Genomic DNA, 22,764 nt, shown 5'->3' with positions numbered 1-22,764 from the left:
CGAGGGTGGCGGCGGGATCGGTGCTCATTTGCCTTCGGCGGCGGCCTTGCCGGAGCGGGGCACCGGGGCCATCTCGACGCGGCGGTTGCGGGCGCGGCCTTCGGCGTCGGCGTTGGAGGCGACGGGCTGCTCGGGCCCGAAGGCGGCGGCGAAGATCGACGCGGCGGGCACGCCTTCTTCGATCATCGTGCGGGTGACGGTGAGGGCGCGCTGGGCGGAGAGCTCCCAGTTGTCGGCAAACTTGCGGTTGCTGTCGCGCACCGGCCGGTCGTCGGTGAAGCCGCTCACCATCAGGATCTCGTCGCGGGTGCCCAGGTAGGCGCTGAGCGGCGCGGCGAGGCTCTTCAGCAGTTGCCGGCCTTCGGGCTGGAGCTCGTCGGAATTGAGGGCGAAGAGCACGCTGCCGCTGATGCCGATGCGCCCGTTATCCAGCGTGACGCGGCCGGAGGCCAGCGGGCCGGCGAGGGCTTTCTCCAGCGTCACGCGGCGCTGTTCTTCCTGCTGGCGTTTCTGCACCTCGGCCTCGAGGCTGCTGGCGAGCTCCAGCTGCACGCCCAGTACGCCCACCAGGATCAGCACGAAGGCGCCCAACAGGCCCGACATCAGGTCGCCAAAGACGGCCCAGACCGGCGTGCTGTGCTCGATGTTGTCGTCGAGGCTTTCCATGGATCAGCCTTCCCCGGCGAGGCTGGCCTGCCGGCTGGAAAGCTGCTGCAGGTTCTCGACGATCTGCTTTTGCGACATCACCGACAGGTCGATGATCTCCCGCGCCTGGGCCACGTAGTAGGCGAGCTGCTCGTCGCTGCGGGCGACGGACTTTTCCAGCGAGCCTTCGATGCGCTGCAGGGTTTCCATCAGCTTGTCGCTGGATTCGCTGAACAGCTCCACCGCCAGCCCGAAGGCTTCGCCCAGGCTGGCGACCTCGACGGCGCCGCTGGTGAGGCGGGTGGTGGCCTCGGCGATCTTCGCGGATTCGCTGTCCACCTGCGCCTCGAAGCGCTTGCCGATGCCTTCGAGCAGGCTGGCGGAGGAGGCCACCAGGGCGTCGATGGCGCCGCGCTGTTCGGTGGAGGCGTGGTTGATGGCGTCGAGCAGCGTGGCCAGGGTTTCCATGATGCGGCTGCGCTCTTCGAGCAGGGTGTTGTCCCGGGCCATGCTGGCGGAGAGCTCCTGGCGCAGCTGCTGGATGACCGCGGCGGCGGCACGGGGCGCTTCGGCGGCGGTCTCCATCAGGCGGGTGACTTCGCCGATGGTCTGGCTGGCCTGGGCGCGGGCGTCGGCGCTCATGGTGCGGGCGGTGTCGCCGAGGGTCTGGCAGATCTGTTCCTGCTGGGCCAGGGTGCGTTCGCCCACCGTCTGCCATTCGGCCTTGAGGGCGGCGGCGAGGGCTTCCACCGAGGCCGTCATCGCGGCCAGGCGCTGGGTGTCGGCGGCGGCGAGCTCGCCCTGCAGGGTGGCGTGGGAATCCTTGAGGGTGGCGAGGAGCGCGGCGGCACCGGCCTCGAAGCGCGCCGCGAAGGCGGCCAGCGCGTCGCGGGTCTCGCGGGTGAGGGTGTCGGTGCTGCGCTCGTGGGCGGCGAGGGCGGCCGTCCAGGTGTCGGCCACCGAGCCCACCGCGCTGCTGAAGCGGGTGGAGAGGCCTTCGAGCTGGGCCGCGACGCTGCCGGCGAGCTGTTCGTGCAGCGCCCGGGTGTCGCTGTGGGTGGCGGCGAGGGTGGCGGTGAGCTCGGCCTGAACGGCCGCGTGGGTGTCGCGCACGCCGGCGATGAGGGCGGCGGAGCGGCTGTCAAAGGTATCGGCGTAGGCCTGGAGGGACGTCTGCAGCTGCTCGTGGAGGCGGTCGTTGCCGGCTTCGTGGCGGGCGAGGGCGCTGGTCCAGGTGTCGGTGACGGTGGCGACGCTGTGGCCCAGGCGTTCGGCCAGGCCGTCGAGCTTTGCCTGCACGGTGTCGGCGATGCGGCCGTGGGTGTCGCCGACGCTCGCCACCAGCGCGGTGGAGCGGGTGTCGAAGTTGTCGGCGAAGGCCTGCAGGGACGTCTCGAGCTGCTGGTGGAGGCGCTCGTTGCCCGCTTCGTGGCGGGCGAGGGCGGTGGTCCAGCCTTCCGTCACGGTGCTGACGCTGTGGCCGAAGCGTTCGGCGAGGCCGTCGAGCTGGGCCTGCACGGTATCGGCGATGCGGGCGTGGGTGTCACCGACGCTCGCCACCAGCGCGGTGGAGCGGGTGTCGAAGGTCTCGGCGAAGGCCTGCAGGGACGTCTCGAGCTGCTGGTGGAGGCGCTCGTTGCCCGCTTCGTGGCGGGCGAGGGCGGTGGTCCAGCCTTCGGTCACGGTGCTGACGCTGTGACCGAAGCGCTCGGCGAGGCCGTCTAGCTGGGCCTGAACCGTGTCGCCCATGCGGGCGTGGAGGGCGCTGGTCTCGCGGGCGATGCCGGACATGGTGGCCTCGACCACCGGCTGGATGGTGGCGCCGGCGAGGCGGGCGCTTTCAGTGAGGCTGGCGCGCAGGGATTGATCCACCGACGCGGCGAGGCCGGTGTAGATGCGCGTGGCTTCCTGGTAGTGGCTGTGCTGGTTGGCGAGGAGCTGTTCGGAGAGCTGCTGGTTGTGACGTTCCAGCTGGGCCATCATCGTCTGCAGGGTGCTCACCATTTCGGGCAGGGCCTGGGCCTGGCCTTGCAGGGCGCGGTAGGTTTCCTCGCGCTGGTGGGTGAGGGAGAAGCCGCGCAGCACCGTGGCGATGCGGGCGTCCAGCAGCCGTCCGGCGGCCAGCCGGTCGCGGCGCAGGAGCGCCGAGATCAGGCCCAGCAGGGTGGACGCCGCGACGCCGGCCACCGAGGTGCCGAAAGCCACGCCCAGACCCTTCACCGGCGCGGCCAGGGCGGCGCGGATGGTGTGCAGGTCGGTGGTGCTTTCCAGCGCGATCACCGCGCCGTTGAGGGTGACGACCATGCCCAGGAAGGTGCCGAGCATGCCCAGCAGCACCAGCATGCCCACCAGATAAGGCGTCATCGCCGGGCCAGGCAGGCCGACGCGCTCGCCTTCGATGCGCAGGCGCACGGCGTTCTGCAGCGACGGATCGACGCTGGCCAGCCAGTTGTCGAGGCTGGGCAGGTTGTCGGGGATGGCGGCGAGGGCCTTCGAGAGGCTGTCGGTGGCGGCCGAAAACCGACGCAGCTCGACGGCGCCGGCGATGTACACCAGGCCGATGATGATCGTCATGGCGAGCGCCAGCGGGCTGCCGCCGATATAGCCGACACCTACCCAGCCCACCGCAAACAGGCCGATGAAAAAGGCCGTCCAGCAGATCTTCTTGTTCATGCTTGTTTTGTCACCTCGTTGCCAAGGGCTTCGAGAAGCCCCGCGACCGGTTGCAGGCGAAGGTCGAGCTCCGCCAGCAGGACGGTCTTCATGTCCTTGCAGAAAGTGGCCAGCCAGCCGCCGGGCTGCAGCCATTGGTCCGGGCTGTCGGCCTCGCCGGCTTCGGCGCGGGCCGCCCGGTGGGCCTGATGCAGGCGCTCGAAATGCCTGGCCAGCGCGACCGGCACGCTGGTGAGCAGGTTGCGCTCGCGGGGGCCGAGGGCTTGCTCCATCACCCCATCCACCTGGGCCAGCTGCTTGTGGGCCGGCGACAGGGCGGCCAGCGCGGCCCGGGCGCTTGACCGCAGCGGCGTGATGGCGGCGCCCATGTCGCGCTGGTGGGCGAGGTAGTAGCGCTGGTAGGGCAGGAAGTCCGCCGCGCCCTCGATCGACGGGTGCCAGTCCGGCCGGGGCAGCTTGACCCGCGCCTTGCCGGGCGTGGTGAGGCCGTCGAGGGCGATGGATTCTTCCAGCCCGGTGCGCACGCGGGTGAAGTCGTCGCGCAGCGCCTGCCCGGCGGACGACGGTGCCGGGGCCACGCGTGCCGGCACGCCGCCCGCGGCGTTGTTGATTACCGCGAACAGCGCGATTGCGTCGGTGAAATCCAGCCACAGGCCGAGCCGGTCAGCAAAGCTCTGCCGGGATTCCGGGGCTTCCGCCACGGCCAGATCGGCGAGCACGCGGATGAGCCGGGCGCTATGGGAGTGCGTACGGGACAGGCCTTGTGTCATGCCGGCGGGCGACGCCCAACTGCAAAAAAGGGGCCAAGGCTACTACAAACTGGCGCAGGGGTCAGCGGAGCCGAGAGGCCGCGGGGCAGGTGACCGGCGTGGCGGCGGCACGGCCGCGTCGCGCAAGGCTGGCAGCCGGGTGGGGGCGCTCGTGGTGGTCAGCCGTGGCTGAAGCCGAGGATGATGATTGTGCCGGTGGCGGCGCGATCGGCGGCGCCAGCGGGGCCGTCGTAGTCGTCCACGCCTCTGACCTGGGCCTTGATCTGGTCGATGGGCGCGCCGTTTTCGGCGAGAAAGACCTGGATGGCGCGGACACGCCGGCCGAGCAGGACCGGGTTGTAGTCGGCCCTGGTGTGCCGGGCAAAGCCGGTCACCTTCACCACGGTGCCGCGATGCCGCTGCAGCATGATGCCGACCCGGGATAGGAAGCGGGCGTAGTCCGGGCGCAGGCGGTCCTGCTTGTTGTCGAAGGCAGCCCTGGTGTCGATCACTACGCGGGTGGTCGAGGTGCCGTCGGGGGCCTGGTCCGAATCAATGGTGAGATCGAGGGCGGCTTCGCGGCTGAAGCGGTCGAGCCGGCCGGCGGGGGCGGTGTCGTCGGCCTGAGCTTCGATGGTTGTGGGTGGGGCGGGTTCGGCCCGGACCAGCCCGGGGGCCGGCAGCAGCAGGGCCAGCATCAGCCAAGCCAGCCCGGATCTGAAGCGTTGCTGATCGGACATCGTCACTCCTTGGTGCGGATGGCGGCGTCCCACAGGCTGCGCAGGCTCGTCATCAGCAGGGGCGAGTGGCGCTGGGCATGGGACGCGTAGATCGCGACGACGGTTCCGTGATCGAAGTCCACGTAGAGGCTGCTGCCATAGGCGCCGACGATGGCGGCGCGGTGGCCCTTGCCCGGGTGGGCGAAACGGTATTGCCAGGTGGTGTCGGGGCCGAGGGCGCGGATTGCATCGGGCGTGGGCTGTGCCGGGTTGCCCGGGCTGGCCAGCGTCTCGGCGAACCAGCGTGGGGCAACGGACCGGCGCCCCGACGGGGTGCGCGCGTCGAGCAGGCTCTGGCCAAAGGCCGCGAAGTCTTCGAGGCTGAGGGCGAGGCCGTCGGCCAGGGGGGTGCCGGCTGGGTCGGTGGCCCAGAAGGCCGGATTGCGGGCGCGGCTGATCGCGAGCAGCTCGCACAGGACGTCGGGGGCGGGTTTCTTCCAGGCTTTCTCGGTGGCCCATAGCAGGAGGGCGCCTTCGGGGCCGCGCATGTCGCTGCCGGGGTCGCCGGACACCCGGGGCCACGCGCTGCGTCGCACGAGCCAAGGCCGCACGCCACCAACGCCACCGGCGGGCATCCAGCCGCCCTCCCGCTGCCATTGGCGGAGCTCGGCGTCGGACCACTGGAGCCCGGTGCGCCCGTCGAGCAGTCGTTGCATGGAGAGCTTGGCCAGCTCGCGGCTGGCTGCCAGTTCCGGTATCAGGCGGGGGATCGCCTTGCCCCGGGCGAAGCGTCCTTCGGCGCTGGCCTTGGCGAGCATCGTGACCAGCAGCGGGCGGGTGGCTTCGAGGAGGAGCTGGGGCCGGGCGGGGTCGAAGCCGCTGCGGCGGTAGTCGAGCAGCACCTGGCCGTGCTGGAGCATCAGCACGCCGTCGGCGTCGATGCGGTTTTCCAGCAGGTGGCGCAAGCTGCGCTGGGTGCCGTCGGCAGGGTCGGTGGCGGTGCGACGGTCGGGGTCGATGGGTTGTCGGGCCGGGGTGCGCGCCGGCGCGCCTGCGGGGGGCGTCAGGGCGATCCCGCGCATGAAGCGCGGCGCCTGGCCCAGCCCGTAGCGGAGGGTGCCGGGGTCGAGCCAGTTGCTGCCATTGACCGCGGTGCCGGTGAGCCCCGCTGGCGGGGTATGGGGGGCCTGGGTGCAGGCGGTGTCGGCGAACACCGTTGCCGGGATCAGGCTTGCTGCGAGGATGAGATACGTGCGGTGCACGGTGATCCCCTAGACGTTAGGACGATAGGAGGACGGGCTGGCGAAGCGCTCGGCGGCCATTCGGGTCAGGTCGTTCAGATTGCCGGTGCTTCTGGCGATTTCGCGTAGCCATGCGCTGTCGTTGCGCTCGCTGATGACGAGGGCGCGCAGTTGCTCGAGCTGCTTCCGGCAGCCCAGGTCGTCGGCGTCGGCGGTGAGGCTGTCGATCAGCGCGCGCAGGGCGTCGCCAATCGGCACGCGGCGCCGCCGGATCGGGTCGGCCAGGGTGGCGCCGAAGCCGTAGCGGCTGGCCTGGAACTTGTTATAGCGGGCGACCAGGGCCTGGCTGGCGGGGGCGATGGGCGGGCGCATGCGCAGCAGGTTGCGGGCCAGGCACTGGGCGAAGGCGGCCAGCTCGACGGCCCGGTCGATGGTGAGCGGGGTGTCGCAGATGCGCAGCTCGACGGTGCCGTATTCGGGTTTGGGGCGCACGTCCCAGTACAGGTCCTTGATGCTCTCGGCCACGCCGCAGGCCTGGAGCAGGGCCATGTGGTCGAGGAAGGCGGCCCAGTCGGCCACGTCCGGCGACTGGCCGGACAGCGGAAAGGCCGACACGGCGTTGAGCCGGGCCGAGTCGAAGCCGGTGTCGGTGGCGTCGATGAAGGGCGAGGAGGCGGACAGGGCGACGAAGTGGGGCACGTACTGGTTGAGGGCGTGGGTGAGCCAGATCGCGTCGTCGCCGCTGGTGACGCCGATGTGGATGTGCTGCCCGAACACCGTGAACTGCTTGCTCAGGTAGCCGTAGCGGTTGTTCAGGGCCGCGAAGCGCTCGCCCGGGCTGATCCGGCGCTCGGGCCAGCGGTGGAAGGGGTGGGTGCCGCCGCCGCACACGGCGATGTTGTTCAGGCGGCAATGGGTGACGAGCACGTCACGCAGGCCGTCCAGGTCGGCCGCGATGGCGGTGGCGTCGAGGCGGGGGCGGGAGTTCACCTCGATCATGCTTTCGGTGATCTCCAGCTTCACCTCGCCGAAGCGGTCGTCGTACTGCAGGCCGGCGAGCAGGTCGGTGGCGGCGCGGGTGAGGTCGTAGTCGCGCAGGGAGACCAGCTGGAGTTCGAGCTCGACGCCCAGGGTCAGGGGGCGGCTGGACGAAAAGGAGAGCTGCGAGAGGTCGCTCATCGGGCAGGCTCCGGGCGGGTGGGTTCGGTTTCGCCGGCGCGCTGGAGGGCCCGCTTGCATAGCTGAGGCCCGACGAATTCCATCATGGCGGCGGCGATCAGGGGGAGCAGCAGCGGCTGGCTGCTGACCTCGGGGTAGAGGGTGGCGAGCTCGGCGGCCATGAAGATGGCGGTGGCCGACAGCGGCTGGATGCCGATGCCCACCAGCCGACGTTTGTCGAGCGGCAGGTCGTGGCGGCCGGTGCTCACCACGCCGACGAACTTGGCGAGGCCGCGCATCAGGATCAGGCCCAGCGCCTGGACGCCGGTGGTCCAGTCCAGCTCGCCCAGGGGCAGCATCGCGCCGGTGACCACGAACAGCAGGATGGCGAGGATCCAGTGGCCCTGGGGCAGGCCGGTGTAGGCGAGGGTCCTGTCCCGGTCAGCCAGGTTGAGCGCGGCGCCCATCATGAAGAGGGTCAGGAAGACCGGCACGGCGAGCATGCGGGCCATGCCGATGGCCATCAGGGCGGTTGCCACGAGAACGAACACCCGGGCCACCGACCCGCGCGCCTGGCGGCCGGCGATGATCAGCGCCAGGCGGGCGCAGAGCAGGCCGATCAGGATGCCGCCGCCCACCACCCACAGGGGATGGGCGATGGCGTTGAGCCAGTCGCCGGCCTGCTCTGCGTGGAGCAGGCCGAGCACCACCGCGAAGACCACGAAGGAGAGGGCGCAGCTGATCGCCGTGAGCAGCAGGGTGCGCTGGGTGACCTGCCCCTGGGCGCGGTTCTCCTCGGCGGTGAGCAGCACGACCGCCGGGGCCGAGGCCATGGTGATGGCGGCCGTCGCTGCGCTCCAGCCGGGGGAGAGGCCGACGGCCAGCAGCGCGAAGATGAAGATGGTGAGGAATGCCAGCGCCGATTCGGCTGCCGCGCTCACCAGCAGCCCGCGGTTGGCGCTCAGCCAGCGCAGGTCGAGGTGGCGTCCCGTCTCCATCAGCAGCAGGCCCAGGGCGGTGTCGGCCAGCGGTTTGGCGAGCGCGATGGTCTCCCGGTCGAGCCAGCCCAGGGCGCCGGGGCCGCTGATGGCGCCGGCCAGCACGTAGCCGACGATGCGCGACAGGCCGAGCGTCCGGAACAGCGTCTCGCCGACGATCAGGCCACCGACGAGGAGCAGCGAGAACAGGACCAGCGGGTCGAGCTGGTCGGGGAAAGGCGGCAGGAAGATCAGGCTGTCCTGGAGGGCTTCCCAGCCTTGGCGCAGTCCGGTGCTCATCGTGATGGGGCTCCGTCGGCAGGGGGCCGGGCGGCGGCAGCGCCGCCGAGGCGGGCCTCGCCGGCAGCGATGACTGCGGCCTGGGTGCACAGCGGGCCGATCAGCTGCATCAGCACGATGGCGCCCATGAGGGTGCCCGAAAGCGCAGGGCCGACGCCGCCTTCGAGGGGGCCGGCGTCGCCGAGCAGGACCAGGGCCACACTGGACATGGGCAGCAGCCCGATGGCGGTGAAGCGCGACTCCCTGGCGGCAATGCCCAGCCGGCGTCCCATCAGGTGGAGGGCCGCCCAGCGGGCGCCGAAGCGTGTCAGCGCGTAGGCCGTGGCCGTGGCTGCGTATTCGGCAAGCAGGCCGATCTCCAGCGCGGCGCCGGCCAGCACGAAGGTCACCACCAGAAAGACCCGGGCATCCGACGAGATGCGGATGGCCAGCACGGCCTTGTGCCGGTCGGCGATGCGGGTGCCGATTCCGAAGGTCAGCAGGGTGAGCAGGGGTGACATCTCGAGGGTCAGGGGCAGCCCGGTGCCGACCACGATGAGGCCCAGCAGCATGAGGTGCTGGTGCTCCACCTGGGGGCCCAGCCGGCGGGCGGCCGCGCAGGCCGCGAGGGCCAGTCCGGCGCCCAGCAGCACGGACAGCAGCACGTGCCCAGCCGCTGTGGCGTAGCCAGGCGTCAGCTCGGTGGCGCCGCTGGCCGCGAGCACCGGGAGGAGGACGCTGACGGCGGCGAAAGCCACGCAGCCGTTCAGGGCCACGAGGCCGAACAGACGCCGGCTGAATGGCCCGTCGGCACCGGTATCGCGGGTGGTGGCGATGGTGATCGCCGGCGAAGTGGAGGCGGCGATGGCGGCGGCGAACAGCCCGCCGGCAAGCCCGAAGCCGAGCAGGTACATGAGGGTCGTGATCGTCGCGAAGACAGCGCTGGTCTCCGCCAGGCTGAGCAGTACGAGACGGCGGTCGATGCGGCGCCCCGTGAGCGGGAAGTGGTGGCCCAGTTCGAACAGGATCAGGCCGATCCCCGGGTAGATGAAAAACTGCGCGGCGTCGAGAATGTAGGGGTCGATCCAGCGCAGCCCGCTGTTACCGATCAGGACCCCGAACAGCACGAAGCCGGTGGTGCGCGGGAGCCCGAAGGCGCGACGGCTGATCTCGCCGCTGGCCAGCCCGCCGAGGAGGAGCAGGCCGAACAGCAGCAAGGGAGAGGCTTCGAAGGCGTAGAGCTGAGTCGGCATGAACGCGGCGGGTGCTTGGTCCGGGTGGGGAAAACCGGCCCGGTCTGCCTTCGCCCGGCAGGTGCGGGCGTGATGTCTGGGGCGAAAGCCTGCAACATCGAGACACGGTTTGAAATTTGTATTGATACAAATATAATTGACGACAATGAATTCTGCAAACACGAATCCGCGCTTGCCCGACGCAGCCGATGACCTGCCCATGGACACCATGCCCCTCGTGGTGCTCAAGCAGTTCCGGGTGATCTACGGGTCGGTGCGCCAGCACTTCCGGGATGTCGAACAACGTTGTGGGGTGTCCGGCTCGCAGCTGTGGCTGCTCCACGAGATTGCGCGAACGCCCGGCTGTGGGGTGTCTGAGCTGGCCAGCCGGCTGTCGATCCACCAATCCACCTGCAGTCAGCTGGTCGAGAAGCTCATCGCCAAGGGGCTGGTGAGCAAGGTGCGCAAGCCGGATGACCAGCGCCGCGTCGGCCTGCATCTGCAGGACGAGGCCGCCCGGGTGCTGGCCCTGGCCCCCGGTCCGTTCGAGGGGGTGCTGCCCCAGGCGCTGCAGGGGTTGCCGTCCGAGGTGCTGGCTCAGTTGCACCAGAACCTCGCGCAGGTGGTGGCCAATCTCACCGATCGGGATGAGCAGTCTGCGGAGCGTCCGCTGTCCGATCTTTGACGAAACAGGGGCTCGTGCCCCGGGAGGAGGCATCATGGCCCGCAACGCCACAATCAGGATTGGCCTGTCGGCGAGGCTGTTTCATCCCCAGGATGGTGCGACCGGTCTCCAGTCGAAAACGCTGCAGGTGCTGGAGCAATCCATCGCCCACTGGGTGATGTCCCGCAACGTGCTGGTCCTGATGGTGCCGTCCATCCTCAAGGACGGGCCGATCCACCGCAGCGACATCCGGCTGCGGGATTACGCGGATTTCCTCGACGGGCTCGTCCTCCAGGGCGGGGCTGACGTCAGCCCCGAGGCTTACGGCGAGCAGCCGCTCCGGGCGGATTGGGCCGGCGACCGGGTGCGGGACGCCTACGAGATGGAGCTGCTGCACGAGTTTGTCGAGGCGGGCAAGCCGGTGCTGGGGATCTGCCGGGGCATGCAGCTGATCAACGTCGCCTTCGGGGGCTCGCTCCATCAGGACATTCCGACCCAGTTCGGTGCCGGGGCCACCCACCAGGCCGATGCCTACGACCTGCACAGCCATGCGGTGGTCTTCACCGAAGGCGGTCAGTTTGCCCGGTGGTTCGGCGCGCCGGGGGGCGGGGATGTGGTGTCCATCCACCACCAGTGCGTCCGTGCCCTGGGCCGCGATCTGGTCGTCGAAGCCACCGCCCCCGAGGACGGGATGATCGAGGCGATCAGGCATACCGGCCACCGCTTCGTGGTCGGGGTGCAATGGCACCCCGAGTTCTACGCCGCCGGTGCGACACGCCTTCTCGACTGCGCTCCGCTGCTCGATGCCTTCCACCAGGCGGCGCGCAATGCGCGTTAGGTGGGCTGGGCGGCCAGGATCACCACATAGCCCAGCTTGAACACGGCGGCCGCCACCGGTAGGGCCAGGTGGCCGGCGATCTGCACGCCCAGGCTGAAGCGATCGGCCAGCGGGTAGGCGATGAGGATCGAGGCGATCATCCCGAGGCCGGCGACGATCATCATGATCTGACCCGTGGTGAGGATGCTGCGCGGATCAGGGGCGGAGGGCTGCATGGCGGACTCCCTGGGGTGTGGTGGCCGGCTGGCTGGCGGTGAGGGCGATGCGGCAGATGTGCTCCAGCCGCTCCACGTGTTCGAAGGCTTCCCACGGCGTCTTGCCGACGGCCACCACGCCGTGGCGGTCCAGCCCGACGATGTGGGGCGCCGGGCCGAGGGCTGGCTGGAAGGCCGCCTCGCAGGCTTCGGCGAGCTCCTCGCTGGTGGCAGGCAGGGCCGGCACGTCGGGCCCGACCCGGGTGTAGCGGGTGACCTCCGGGAAGTCCGCCGACAGCTCGGCCAGCCGGTGGCCCGCGTAGAGCGCCGCGACGATGTGGGTCGGGTGCAGGTGGAGCACCGTCAGGTTGCGGCTGCCGAACAGCGCCTGCAGGCGGCGGTGCAGCTCCAGCTCGCCCGACGGCCGCGGCCAGGCGTCCGGCGCGGGCGTCTGGTCGGCCGGGACGAACACGAACTGGGTGGGCACCAGCGCGTGCTTGACCACGCCGCTGGCCGACACCAGAAAGCCGCGGCGGTCGGTCATCGCCACCGACACGTTGCCGTCGCGGGTGCTGATCCAGCCCAGCTCGTAGGCCCGCCGCATCACGGCGCAGGCCTGCTCGACCACGGGGTGTTCGGGCGGGGTGTCCTTCTTCTCGATCATGGCGCTCTCCGTTGGGGTTGTTTGAAGTGGACTTTAGAATGCATCTTTTAAAGAGTCAACAAAAATGAATCTTTACGGAAATCCCCTATAATCGAAGGGTCAATCACCCCGCGGCCCCGGATCGCGCCCGCCGACCATGCACATCACCCTGCACACGGACTACGCCCTGCGCGTCCTGATCTACCTGGCCTCCAACGAAGAGCGCCTGCCGACGATCCAGGAAATCTCCGAGCGTTTCGACATCTCGCGCAGCCACCTGATGAAGGTGGTCAATCAGCTGATCCGCAACGGTTTCGTCGAGGGCATCCGCGGCAAGGGCGGCGGCCTGCGCCTGGCCCGGCCGCCGGCGGGGATCGGCATCGGCGACGTGGTGCGCAAGATGGAGACCGACCTGTCGCTGGTGGAATGCTTCACCGACACCAGCCGCTGCCTGCTCACCTCGAGCTGCAAGCTGCGGGGCGTGCTCGACGACGCGCTGGAGGCCTTCTTCGCGTCGCTGGACAAGGTGACCCTCGCCCAGCTGCTGGGGCCCGCCCAGCGGCAGATCCTGTTCATGCCCCAGCGCCCGCCCGCGCCTGCCGCCGGCCGCGGCGCCCCCTCCGACGGCTGAAGACGGCGCACGCTCCCGGGTCGATCCGGGGCTGCCGACGTGGCCCTGGCGCGTGTTTCCTTACCTACGCCGGCCATTCCCCCGCCAGCGAGGACCGCAAGTGCTTCCCACGTATCCGCACCTCGCCGGAGGCGCTGCCGCGTCCACGACACGGGTGAAATCCTGATACATCCGCCTATACCTTTCGAAATAGATCGAAGGTAATGTCTCGAGATGATGCATAATGGATACTTTCGTGCCGTGTTGCGGTGCGATGCGTCGCCCGGGCGGCGCCTGCTTTGCCTACAATCCTGAAATCCTCCCAGCCCCTGGAAGCCCTTCTGCCGATGACTGCGCCCCTTTCCGACACCTTCGACCTTGCCGACGCCCGAGGCTGGTGGTTCGTCCAGCGCGGCCGGGAAGTCCTCCTCGACGAAACCGGCGGCGTGCCCTGCGGCCCCAACCCGCTGCTGGGCCTCGATCCGCTGCCGGTGCTGCAGGTGGGCGAGTTCGACGGCATTCCCTGCTTTGCGGTCGAACTGCCCCTCGATGCGCCCTTCGGCGGCTTCTTCGGCGATCCGAAGCGCCTCTACGACAGCCTGCCGCTGCCGGCCCGCACGCCCCTGTCGCGGGCGCTGGAGGTGCTCGAATGGGATCGCACCCACCGCTTCTGCGGCAGCTGCGGCGCGCCTACCGAGCACCGCGGCGCGGCCATCGTGCGCCACTGCAGCAACGATGCCTGCGGGCGCGAGCACTTTCCGCGCGTCTCGCCGGTGGTGATCATGGCCGTCGAGCGCGGCGAGGAGATCCTCCTCGGGCGCTCCCATCACTTCCCGCCGGGCGTCTACAGCGTGCTGGCCGGTTTCGTGGATGCCGGCGAGAGCGCCGAGCAGGCCGTGCACCGGGAGATCTTCGAGGAGACCGCCCTCACCATCCGCGACGTGCGCTATTTCGCCAGCCAGCCGTGGCCGTTTCCCCATTCGCTGATGCTCGGTTTCCAGGCCCAGTGGGCCGGCGGCGAGATCGTCTGCGACCCGCGCGAGATCGAGGACGCCGCCTTCTTTCATGTGGACCGGTTGCCCAAGACCTTCCGCTTCAGTTCAACCCTGTCGTTCTGGCTGATCCAGGACTTCTGCAAACGCCACGGCCGCCCTTGGCCGGACGGCGTGTGACCCGCCCCGGAGACACCCCGATGTCGATTTCCCCCCGCGACCTGCTGACGCGGATGTTCACCGCAGCCGTCAGTGCCGCCCAGCCCGAGCATTGCCTGCCCCGCTTCCTGCCCAAACCGCCCAAGAAGGGCCGCACCATCGTGATCGGCGCCGGCAAGGCCTCGGCCGAGATGGCCCGGGTGCTCGAACGCCACTGGCCGGGCGAGCTGTCCGGCCTCGTCGTCACCCGCTACGGCCACGCCGTGCCCTGCGAGCGCATCCAGATCGTCCAGGCCGCCCACCCGGTGCCCGACGGCGCCGGCCGCGCCGCGGCGGGCCGCATGCTCGACATGGGCCGCCAGGTGACCGCCGACGATCTGGTGATCTGCCTGATCTCCGGCGGTGGCTCGGCCCTGCTGCCGCTGCCCGGCGACAACATGATGCTGCAGGACAAGCAGGCCATCTCCCGGGCGCTGCTCAAAAGCGGCGCCACCATCTCCGAGATCAACTGCGTGCGTCGCCACCTGTCGGCGGTCAAGGGCGGCCGGCTGGCGGCGGCCTTCCATCCGGCGCGGGTGGTCAATCTGCTGATCTCCGACGTGCCCGGCGACAACCCGGTGGACATCGCCTCCGGCCCCACGGTGGGCGATCCAACCACCTGCGCCGACGCCCTCGACATCGTCCGCCGCTACGCCATCGAGCTGCCCAAGGGCGCCCGCTGGCTGCTCGAGACCGGCGAGGGCGAGACGGTGAAGCCGGATGATCCGCGCCTCGCCCGGGTCGAGACCCACCTTATCGCCACCCCGCAGATGGCCCTCGAGGCCGCCGCCGAGGTGGCCCGCAAGGCCGGCGTCACGCCGGTGATCCTCGGCGACAGCATCGAGGGCGAAGCCCGCGACGTGGCCAAGGTGATCGCCGCCATCGCCCTCCAGGCAAAGCGCCACGGCCAGCCCGCCGGCGCGCCCTGCGTGCTGCTGTCGGGCGGCGAGACGACCGTCACCGTGCGCGGCGCCGGGCGCGGCGGGCGCAATGTGGAGTTCCTGCTCGGCCTTGCCCTGGCCCTCGATGGCGCGCCGGACATCTTCGCGGTGGCCGGTGACACCGACGGCGTGGACGGCCTGGAGGACATCGCCGGCGCCTTCGTCACGCCGGACACCCTCGCCCGCGCATGGGCGCTGGGCATCCGCCCCCGCGACAGCCTCGACGCCAACGACGGCCACGGCTTCTTCGGGGCGCTGGGCGACGCCCTCGTCACCGGCCCGACGCTCACCAACGTCAATGATTTCCGTGCCGTGCTGGTGGGTCTGCCGGGCAAGGGCTGAGCACTGACGGAGGGCCGGGCAGGGTCAAGAATCAGCCCGTCCGGCCGTTATCTCCGTCATGATTTGCGCGCATCTTTCGGCCTGACCGATGACGCCGGGGCTCAAGCTTCCGGGCGTCGTTGCGGTGGGGGCCTCTTCCCTTTCCACGCCGCCGCGCCAGGTTCCGCGTCTGAGTCGGCTTGCGCTTGCGGGCCTGCTGTTGCTGGCGGCCTGCTTTCCAGGGGGCGCCGCGGCCGAGACGGCGTCCGAGGCCCAGCTTCGGGCCGCGTATCTGGTCAATTTCCTGAAATACGTCGAATGGCCCGCCGCCATCACGGGGGCCAACATCTGCGTGCTCGGTCGTGACAGCCTGGCCGGGCCGCTGGCGTCCTACGAGGGGCGGCTGATCCAGGGGCGGGAGATCCGTATCCGCCGGGTCAGCCAGCCCGAGCAGCTGGCCGACTGCCAGGAGGTGTTCGTGCCGGACGGCGACGAAGAGCGCTTTGCCGGCGCGATCCGCAACCTGAGCCGGCAGCCGGTGCTCACCGTCGGCGAGAACGCCCGTTTCGTCGAGCAGGGTGGTGGCGTGGCCCTGGTGCGGGTGGACAACCGGCTGGTGTTCGACGTGAATCTGCCCGTGCTGCAGCGGGCCGGGCTGAAGGTCAGCCCGCAGATGCTGCGGCTTGCGCGTGACGTTGTCGGAGGCCATCGATGAGCCGCTTCGGTCCCGCCCTCGACGCCCGCATCGCCGCGCTCCCGATCTGCCGCAAGCTGACGCTGATCGTGGCCATCGCGGTGGCGGTCGGACTCGCCTTCGTGTTCGTGATCGTCGGGGTTGGGCAGCTGCGCGAGAACTACACGGCGCGGGTCGCCAAGCTGCGCGCGGTGGCCGACGTGGTGGCCTTCAACGCCTCGGCGGTGCTCGACTTCCAGGATGCTGGCGGCGCCACCAACCTCTTCCGGGCCTTCGAGAGCGATCCCGACATCGTCGCGGCCCACCTCGTCCAGAAGGGCGGCAGCTTCAGCCACACCTACATGGCGAAGGGCTGGCAGGCGCCCCTGCCGCCGCCGACGACCCGCCTCGCCGACCATTTCGCCACCCACTTCGACTGGATCACCCTGTCGGTGATGGTGCCGATGTACAGCGGCGGCGAGCTGATCGGATCGCTGGCGGTGGTCAGCCGGCTCGACAACATGTGGGGAGCCGTCGCGCTGCAGTTCCTGCTTTTCGGCGTATCCTTGGCGCTGGCCTTCGTCCTGGCCACGGCGGTGGCGGTGCGCCTCCAGCGCTCCATGAGCGGCGCCATCACCGCCCTCACCGAGACTGCCCGGCAGGTATCCGAATCCCGCGACTTTGCCCTGCGCGCCGACCGCAGCACCGGCGACGAGATCGGCGAGCTGGCCGACGCCTTCAACACCATGCTCGGCGAGCTGGCCAACCGCGACCGGGAGCTCGCCGCCCACCGGGAGCGCCTCGAGGAGACCGTCCAGACCCGCACCGCCGAGCTGCGCCTCGCGAAGGACGCGGCCGAGAGCGCCAACCGGGCCAAGAGCCAGTTCCTGGCCAACATGAGCCACGAGATCCGCACCCCGATGAACGGCATCATCGGCATCGCCGAGCTGCTCGACGCCAGCACGCTGGATGCCCGTCAGCGGGAGCTCCTCGCCAACCAGCGTTCGTCGGCCACGACCCTGCTCCATCTGCTCAACGACATCCTCGACTTTTCGCGGATGGAAGCCGGCAGCCTGCAGCTCGAGGCCGTGCCCTTCAACCTGCGGGAGACCATCGAGCAGACCGCGGCGGTGTTTGCGCCGGCTGCCCGCAAGAAGGGGTTCGAGCTGTCCGTAGACATCGCCCCGGCGATGCCCGATCTGTTCCGCGGCGATCCGCACCGGATGCGCCAGATCCTCAACAACCTCATCAGCAACGCCATCAAGTTCACCGAGCGCGGCGAGGTGCGCATCCAGTGCGCGCTGGTCGCCGGGGAGCCGGCGCCCTGCGTGCGCCTGACGGTGCGTGACAGCGGCATCGGCATCGGCGCCGACGCCATCGGGCGGATCTTCGATCCCTTCCGCCAGGCCGACAACTCCACCAGCCGGCGCTACGGCGGCTCGGGCCTCGGGCTGGCGATCGTCCATGACCTGGTGGCGCTGATGGGCGGCCAGGTGAGCGTGCGCAGCGAAGTGGACGTCGGGTCCACCTTCGAGCTGGCGCTGCCTCTGCTGCCCATCGACCGGGTGCGGCGCCTGCCGGCCTGGGTGGGCGGGCTGCGCGGAACGCGGGTGACGGTGATCTGCGCCGATCTGGAGCGGGGCGCCCGCTGGGCCGGCGCGCTGGCCATGGGCGGCATCGACGCCAGCATCGTCAGTGCCTGCAGCACCGCCCTCGACGCCCTGGCGGCCGGGCGGGTGGACGCGGTGGTCGTCGAGGAGGCGCTGTGCCTCGCCATGGCCGCTGCCCATCCCGATTTTGTCGGGCCCGGCGTGCCGGTGCTCTTCGTGCGCAGCTTCGCCACCCCGGAGGACATGCGTCTGGCGGTGCCGGCATGGGTTGGCGCCGAGGTCCACGAGCCGGTCTCCGACATCGCCCTGTGGCGTGGCCTGGCCGGGCTGCTGGGGGTGGATACCGGCTTTGTCCGGGTGCGCCCCGATCTGGGCGGCCTGCCCGCCGGGCTGCGGGTGCTGATGGTCGAGGACAACCAGGTGAATCAGCTGGTGCTCAACGAGATGCTGCGCAACTGCGGCTGCGCGTGCACCCTCGCCGGCAACGGCGAGGAGGCCCTCGCGATCCTCGCCGGGCAACAGTTCGACGTGGTGCTGATGGACATGCAGATGCCGGTGATGGACGGCCTCACCGCGACCCGCGAGCTGCGCCGCCGCGAAGCTGCCGAGGGGCGTCCCCGCCAGCTGGTGATTGCCCTCACCGCCAACGCGCTCGCCGGCGACCGGGAGATGTGCATCGAGGCGGGCATGGACGACTACGTCGCCAAGCCGGTCACCTTCGACGCCCTGCGCGCCGCCTTCACCCGCTGCATGCCGGCGGGGCGGCTGGCGCAAGCCCAGGCCGGAGAAGTCGCCGCGCCGGTGGCGCCGGTCAACACCGCCGAGGCGGCGCTGCCGGTGTTCGATGTCGAGATCCTGCGGGCCACCCTCGGTGAAGGGGCGGCCGATGTGCTGCCGGCGGTGCTGTCGTCGTATCTCACCGAAGGCGGGCGGAATGTCGACACCCTGGCGGCCATCGGCGACGACTTCGACCGCCAGCTGGTCACCCGCCTCCTGCACAACCTGAAGAGCTCCAGCGCCGCCATCGGCGCCCAGGCCTTCTCGGCCCTGTGCCGGGTGGCCGAGCAGGCCGCGCGGGAGGACGACTGGGACGCAGTGCGCCGGCACATCCCCGAGCTGGTGGTGGCCTTCGAGCCGGTCCGGGCCGCGGTCGCCGCGCGACTGCAGGAAGAAGGGGAGGCCCACCATGAATGAAGTGCGCGTGCTGGTGGTGGACGACGAGCCGGTGACCCGCATCATCACCGACAAGGTGCTGCAGGCCCAGGGCTTCACGGTGCGCTCCGCCGAATCGGCCGAGGCAGCCTTTGCCCTGCTGGCCGATGATTTCCGCCCCGACCTGATCCTCCTCGACGTGGTGATGCCCGGCATGAGCGGCTACGAAGCCTGCCGCCGGCTGCGCGCCGATGCCCGCTACGAGCACCTGCCGATCGTGATGCTCACAGCCCTCGACGACCAGAAGTCCATCGACGAGGCCTATTTCAGCGGCGCCACCGACTTCATCACCAAACCCCTCAACATGCCGCTGCTGCCGCACCGGGTGCGCCACCTGCTGCGCTCGGCGATGACCTTCCAGCAGCTCATGACGAGCCGCGAGACCCTGCTCAACACCCAGAAGCTGGCCGGGCTGGGCGACTGGACGCTGGACAGCAGCGGGGCCTTGCTCGAGTGTTCGGAGCAGTTCCGGGCGCTGCTGGGCATCGGCCGGCCGCCGCGTCCGGCCAGCGCCCTGCTGGCCCGCGTCCATCCCGAGGACCGGGCGCGGGTCGAGGCGGCCCGGGCCGGGTTGCGGGGCGGCGCCGGCTACGAGATCGAATACCGGCTGGTGGGGCCCGACGGCGCCATCACCCATCTGCTGGAGGTCGGCTACCCCAATTCGCCCGACGCCCCGCCGGGCGCCCACGGCTACACCCAGGACATCACCAAGCGCGTCGAGGTGGAAGCCCAGGTGCGTCGGCTGGCGTGGTTCGATCCCCTCACCGGGCTGCGCAACCGCTCGCGGATGGTCGAGCTGATGGCCGACGAGATGGCCGGGCCCGACGGGGCGGCTGGCGTCCTCAACCTGTTCTTCGTCCATCTCACCGGCCTGCGCAAGTTTGCCCTGCTGTTTGGCCAGGCCCGCGCAGATGCGGTGCTGCGGGCCTTCGTGGAGCGGCTGCGGCGTTTTCTGGCCGCCGATGCCGCGGCCCTGGCCGGTCTGCCGGACGACGCCCTGGCGGGCGTCGGTCTGGGCCGCTACGACGAGGCCGACTTCATGCTGAGCCTGCCGGGCGACCATTCGCTGCCGGCGCTTGCGCGCTTCGCCGAAGCCTTGCTGGCGGCCATCGCCGCACCGCTGGAAGTGGCCGCCGACGATCCGGGTGAGGCCTTCAGCCTGGCCCCCGCCATCGGCGTCAGCCGCAGCCCGGCCGACGCCCGCGATGTCCATGGGCTGATCCACTGTGCCATGCGCAGCGCCATCCGCGGCGCCGTCGAGGGTGGCAGCCGGGTGGTGTTCTTCGATCCCGCCCACGAGGCCGAGCTGGCCGCCCGCCACCTGCTGGAGCGCCAGCTCCGCGTGGCCATCGACCACGGCGATCAGCTCGAACTGTATTTCCAGCCCAAGGTGGACGCACTCTCCGGGGCGCCGGTCGGGGCTGAGGTGCTGCTGCGCTGGCAGCATCCGGAGCGCGGCATGGTCAGCCCTGGCGAGTTCATCCCGCTGGCCGAACAGAGCGGCCTCATCCGGCCGATGACCGACTGGCTGCTGGCCCGGGCGGTAGAGCAGATCGCCGCCTGGCGGGCCGCGGGGCTCACGCCGGGGCGGGTCAGCATCAACATGTCGGCCCACAGTTTCTATGGCGGCGGAGTGGTGCGGCTGATCGACGAGGTGCTCGCGCGCACCGGCGTGCCGGCGTCCCAGCTGGTCGTCGAGATCACCGAAGGCACCCTGATGCACGACCACGTGGCCGCGCTACAGGTGCTCAACGCCCTGCGCGAGCGCCAGATCGGGATCTCCCTCGACGACTTCGGCACCGGCTATTCGTCCCTCGGCTACCTCCAGCGCTTCCCCATCGACGAGATCAAGGTCGATCGCTCCTTCGTCACCGACCTGGACACCAACCCCGGCAACCAGGCGCTGGTGAGCGCCATCGTCGGGCTCGGTCGGGCGCTGGGGCTGGCGGTGGTGGCCGAAGGGGTCGAGACCGACGCCCAGGCCGGTCACCTGCGCCGTCTTGGTTGCCACATCCTTCAAGGTTTTCTGTATGGCCGGCCGATGCCGGCGGCGGATTTCGCCACCTACATTGCCCGACCTTTCCGGAGCGCATCCGCATCATGATGCCCATACCCCGCCTTCGCCGCGCCCCGCCGCCCCGCCTGCGTGTGCTAGCGGCGCTGCTCGCCGCCACCCTGGCGCCGCTGCCTGCCCTGGCCAACGCCCGGCTGGACGGCATCGCCATGTCCCTCGAAGAGCTGGCCGAGGTGCGCATCCTCGCCACGCCCAAGTTTGCCGAGGACGCCGAACATTCCCCGTCTGCCATCACCATCGTCACCCGCGCCGACATCCGTACCTTCGGCTGGCGCACCCTGGCCGACGTGCTGCGCTCGCTGCAGGGCTTCACCGTCACCGACGACCACACGTATTCGTACGCCGGTGTGCGCGGCGTGTCGGCGCCCGGGGATTACCGCCAGCGCTTCCAGGTGCTCATCGACGGGATGAGCGTCAATGAGAACGTCTTTGCCAGCGTGCCGGTGGATTCGGCCTTTCCCCTCGATCTCGACCTCGTCGAGCGCATCGAGGTGATCCGCGGGCCCAGCGCCTCGGTGTACGGCGGCGACTCGATGTTCGGGGTGGTCAATCTGGTCACCCGCAGCGGCGACAGCCTGAACGGCAACGAGGCGGCCCTGTCGCTCGGTAGTGGCCTCGACCGTCGCGCCCGCCTGACCCGCGGCGGCGAGACCGATGGCGGCATCGGCTACCTGGTGTCGGCCAGCGGGTTCAACGCCCAGGGGCAGGGGATGGATTTTCCCGAGATGGGCGCGGCCGGTATCGACACCCGCGCCACCCGGCTGCGTGGCGAAACCGGCGGGCGGCTGTTCGCCCAGCTGCGCAGCAACGACTGGCGCGCCACGCTCACGCACTCCGAGCGGGACCGCATCGTGCCCACCGGCAGCTACACCACCGATTTCAACGACCCGGCGCACCGGGAGAAGGACGTCTTCACCCTCGCCGAACTCGGCGCCGTGCAGGCGCTGGACGGCGACACCACGGTGCACGAGCGGGTGTACTTCGGCCGCTACCGTTACCGGGGCGTGTTTCCCTACACCGAAGCGCCCGATTACGTCCTCAACCGGGACGACGTGGTGGGCGAGTGGTGGGGCATGGAGGGGCGGGTGGTCAGCCGGGCGCTGGCCGGCCAGCGCTGGACGGTCGGCGCCGAACTGCGCGAAAACCTGCGCCAGGATCAAAAGAATGCCGACGCGGGCTACGGTTGCTACGGCCTGTCGACAAGCCCGTGTCTCGACAGCCGCGAGCAAAGTCGCCTGTTCAACCTGTACGCCCAGAACGAGATCAACCTGGGCCCGGCCACCTTGCTGACCCTCGGCATGCGCTTCGACCAGCGCTTTGGCGGCAACCGTCACTGGAGCCCCCGCGTCGGGCTGGTCCACGAAACCGCCAACGCCGGCATCTTCAAGCTGCTGTACGCCAGCGCCTTCCGCGATCCGACGGTGTTCGAGCGCTTCTACACCACCCCGACCTACATCTACGGCAACCCCGTGCTCCGCGCCGAGCGCATGCAGTCGATCGAGGCAGCATGGGAGAAACGGATCGGCAACGGCCGGCTGACGGCTTCGGTCTATCTGTTCCGCCTGAAGGACCTGATCGCCCCGGACGTCGACACCGGCGTGGTGCGCAACAGCGGGCCGCTCACCGGCCAGGGGCTGGAGCTGGAGTACGAGCAGCGCTGGCTCGACCGCTACAGCCTGCGCACCGGCTACACCTTCCAGCAGCCCCGGGGCGATGGCGGCCGCCCGGAGAACGCAGCGCGCCACATGCTCAAGGCCAATCTGGGCGCCGAACTGGGCGGCGGCTTCATCGCCGGCCTCGAAGGCCAGTACGTCAGCACCCGGCTCACCGGTGACGGCGGGCGGCGTGTCCCCGACTACGCCATCGCCAACCTCAACCTGCGCTACGTGCCGGCCGGCCCGGCGTGGGAACTGGCGCTGGGCCTGTACAACCTGTTCGACATCCGCTTCAGCGAGCCCGCCGCCGGCGACACGACCGTCGCCGGTGCGCGCTGGACGATGCCGCAGCTGGGGCGGACTGCGATGCTCACCGCCAGGCTGGGTTTTTGATGCGGGCCGTGCAAATTCCGTCAATCGGATTGACCTTTCCGCCGATCTGAGCCGGCGGGGTTTTCAGCCCGGC

At 70.2% G+C, this 22,764-nt stretch carries 19 protein-coding genes; 9 read left to right on the top strand and 10 right to left on the bottom strand.

Annotation, left to right across the window (positions count from 1 at the left end; all coding sequences use genetic code 11):
* Positions 1-24: 24 nt before the first annotated feature.
* The 8 genes from QQK25_RS07740 to QQK25_RS07705 all read right to left on the bottom strand — a co-directional run bounded on the left by QQK25_RS07740 (position 25) and on the right by QQK25_RS07705 (position 9,694).
* Positions 25-666 (bottom strand): OmpA family protein, encoded by a 642-nt coding sequence (locus QQK25_RS07740; protein ID WP_284187423.1) that lies wholly within the window; start codon positions 664-666, stop codon positions 25-27.
* Positions 667-669: 3 nt separating this feature from the next.
* Positions 670-3,318, bottom strand: a complete 2,649-nt coding sequence (locus QQK25_RS07735; protein WP_284187422.1) for a DUF802 domain-containing protein — start codon at positions 3,316-3,318, stop codon at positions 670-672.
* A complete protein-coding gene (locus QQK25_RS07730) occupies positions 3,315-4,088 on the bottom strand; it encodes a DUF3348 domain-containing protein (protein ID WP_284187421.1) in 774 nt (257 codons plus the stop codon). The genes QQK25_RS07735 and QQK25_RS07730 overlap by 4 nt, the downstream gene beginning before the upstream one ends.
* A 158-nt stretch (positions 4,089-4,246) precedes the next feature.
* Positions 4,247-4,807 carry an OmpA family protein gene (locus tag QQK25_RS07725; protein ID WP_284187420.1) on the bottom strand — a complete coding sequence of 187 codons (561 nt, stop codon included), beginning with the start codon at positions 4,805-4,807 and terminating at the stop codon, positions 4,247-4,249.
* Positions 4,808-4,809: 2 nt separating this feature from the next.
* Entirely contained in the window at positions 4,810-6,048 is a 1,239-nt protein-coding gene (locus QQK25_RS07720) for a serine hydrolase domain-containing protein (RefSeq protein ID WP_284187419.1), read from the bottom strand.
* A 9-nt stretch (positions 6,049-6,057) separates the two neighbouring features.
* Positions 6,058-7,206, bottom strand: coding sequence for a YbdK family carboxylate-amine ligase (locus QQK25_RS07715; RefSeq protein WP_284187418.1), 1,149 nt, complete (start codon positions 7,204-7,206; stop codon positions 6,058-6,060).
* Positions 7,203-8,462: a cation:proton antiporter gene (locus tag QQK25_RS07710; protein ID WP_284187417.1), complete on the bottom strand. Its 1,260-nt coding sequence runs from the start codon at positions 8,460-8,462 to the stop codon at positions 7,203-7,205. The genes QQK25_RS07715 and QQK25_RS07710 overlap by 4 nt, the downstream gene beginning before the upstream one ends.
* On the bottom strand, positions 8,459-9,694 hold the full coding sequence (locus QQK25_RS07705) for a cation:proton antiporter (protein ID WP_284187416.1): 1,236 nt from the start codon (positions 9,692-9,694) through the stop codon (positions 8,459-8,461). Before QQK25_RS07705 ends, QQK25_RS07710 begins: the two co-directional genes overlap by 4 nt.
* 172 nt (positions 9,695-9,866) lie before the next feature.
* On the opposite strand from QQK25_RS07705, the gene QQK25_RS07700 reads away from it, so the two are divergent.
* On the top strand, positions 9,867-10,358 hold the full coding sequence (locus tag QQK25_RS07700; RefSeq protein ID WP_284187415.1) for a MarR family winged helix-turn-helix transcriptional regulator: 492 nt from the start codon (positions 9,867-9,869) through the stop codon (positions 10,356-10,358).
* Positions 10,359-10,392: 34 nt separating this feature from the next.
* Positions 10,393-11,175, top strand: coding sequence for a gamma-glutamyl-gamma-aminobutyrate hydrolase family protein (locus QQK25_RS07695; RefSeq protein ID WP_284187414.1), 783 nt, complete (start codon positions 10,393-10,395; stop codon positions 11,173-11,175).
* Here QQK25_RS07695 and QQK25_RS07690 read toward each other — a convergent pair.
* Complete coding sequence (locus tag QQK25_RS07690; RefSeq protein ID WP_284187413.1) at positions 11,172-11,390, bottom strand: hypothetical protein; 219 nt, start codon at positions 11,388-11,390, stop codon at positions 11,172-11,174. The genes QQK25_RS07695 and QQK25_RS07690 overlap by 4 nt on opposite strands.
* Entirely contained in the window at positions 11,371-12,033 is a 663-nt protein-coding gene (locus QQK25_RS07685; protein WP_284187412.1) for a class II aldolase/adducin family protein, read from the bottom strand. Before QQK25_RS07685 ends, QQK25_RS07690 begins: the two co-directional genes overlap by 20 nt.
* A gap of 136 nt (positions 12,034-12,169) precedes the next feature.
* Between QQK25_RS07685 and QQK25_RS07680 the strand changes: the two genes are divergently transcribed.
* The 7 genes from QQK25_RS07680 (at position 12,170) to QQK25_RS07650 (ending at position 22,691) form a co-directional block, all read left to right on the top strand.
* On the top strand, positions 12,170-12,643 hold the full coding sequence (locus QQK25_RS07680) for an RrF2 family transcriptional regulator (RefSeq protein ID WP_284187411.1): 474 nt from the start codon (positions 12,170-12,172) through the stop codon (positions 12,641-12,643).
* Positions 12,644-12,969: 326 nt separating this feature from the next.
* Positions 12,970-13,794, top strand: coding sequence for an NAD(+) diphosphatase (nudC, locus tag QQK25_RS07675; protein WP_284187410.1), 825 nt, complete (start codon positions 12,970-12,972; stop codon positions 13,792-13,794).
* A 20-nt stretch (positions 13,795-13,814) separates the two neighbouring features.
* On the top strand, positions 13,815-15,095 hold the full coding sequence (locus QQK25_RS07670) for a glycerate kinase type-2 family protein (RefSeq protein ID WP_284187409.1): 1,281 nt from the start codon (positions 13,815-13,817) through the stop codon (positions 15,093-15,095).
* A 124-nt stretch (positions 15,096-15,219) separates the two neighbouring features.
* Positions 15,220-15,789 (top strand): YfiR family protein, encoded by a 570-nt coding sequence (locus QQK25_RS07665; RefSeq protein WP_284187408.1) that lies wholly within the window; start codon positions 15,220-15,222, stop codon positions 15,787-15,789.
* Positions 15,786-18,551: an ATP-binding protein gene (locus QQK25_RS07660; RefSeq protein ID WP_284187407.1), complete on the top strand. Its 2,766-nt coding sequence runs from the start codon at positions 15,786-15,788 to the stop codon at positions 18,549-18,551. The genes QQK25_RS07665 and QQK25_RS07660 overlap by 4 nt, the downstream gene beginning before the upstream one ends.
* Entirely contained in the window at positions 18,544-20,673 is a 2,130-nt protein-coding gene (locus QQK25_RS07655) for a putative bifunctional diguanylate cyclase/phosphodiesterase (protein ID WP_284187406.1), read from the top strand. Before QQK25_RS07660 ends, QQK25_RS07655 begins: the two co-directional genes overlap by 8 nt.
* Positions 20,670-22,691: a TonB-dependent receptor plug domain-containing protein gene (locus tag QQK25_RS07650; protein WP_284187405.1), complete on the top strand. Its 2,022-nt coding sequence runs from the start codon at positions 20,670-20,672 to the stop codon at positions 22,689-22,691. Before QQK25_RS07655 ends, QQK25_RS07650 begins: the two co-directional genes overlap by 4 nt.
* Positions 22,692-22,764 lie beyond the last annotated feature (73 nt).

The sequence above is a fragment of the Zoogloea oryzae genome, assembly GCF_030161255.1.
Classification (GTDB): Bacteria; Pseudomonadota; Gammaproteobacteria; order Burkholderiales; family Rhodocyclaceae; genus Zoogloea; species Zoogloea oryzae.
The sequence above is the reverse complement of the archived record's forward strand: the minus strand, read 5'-3'. Positions and strand labels throughout refer to the sequence as shown.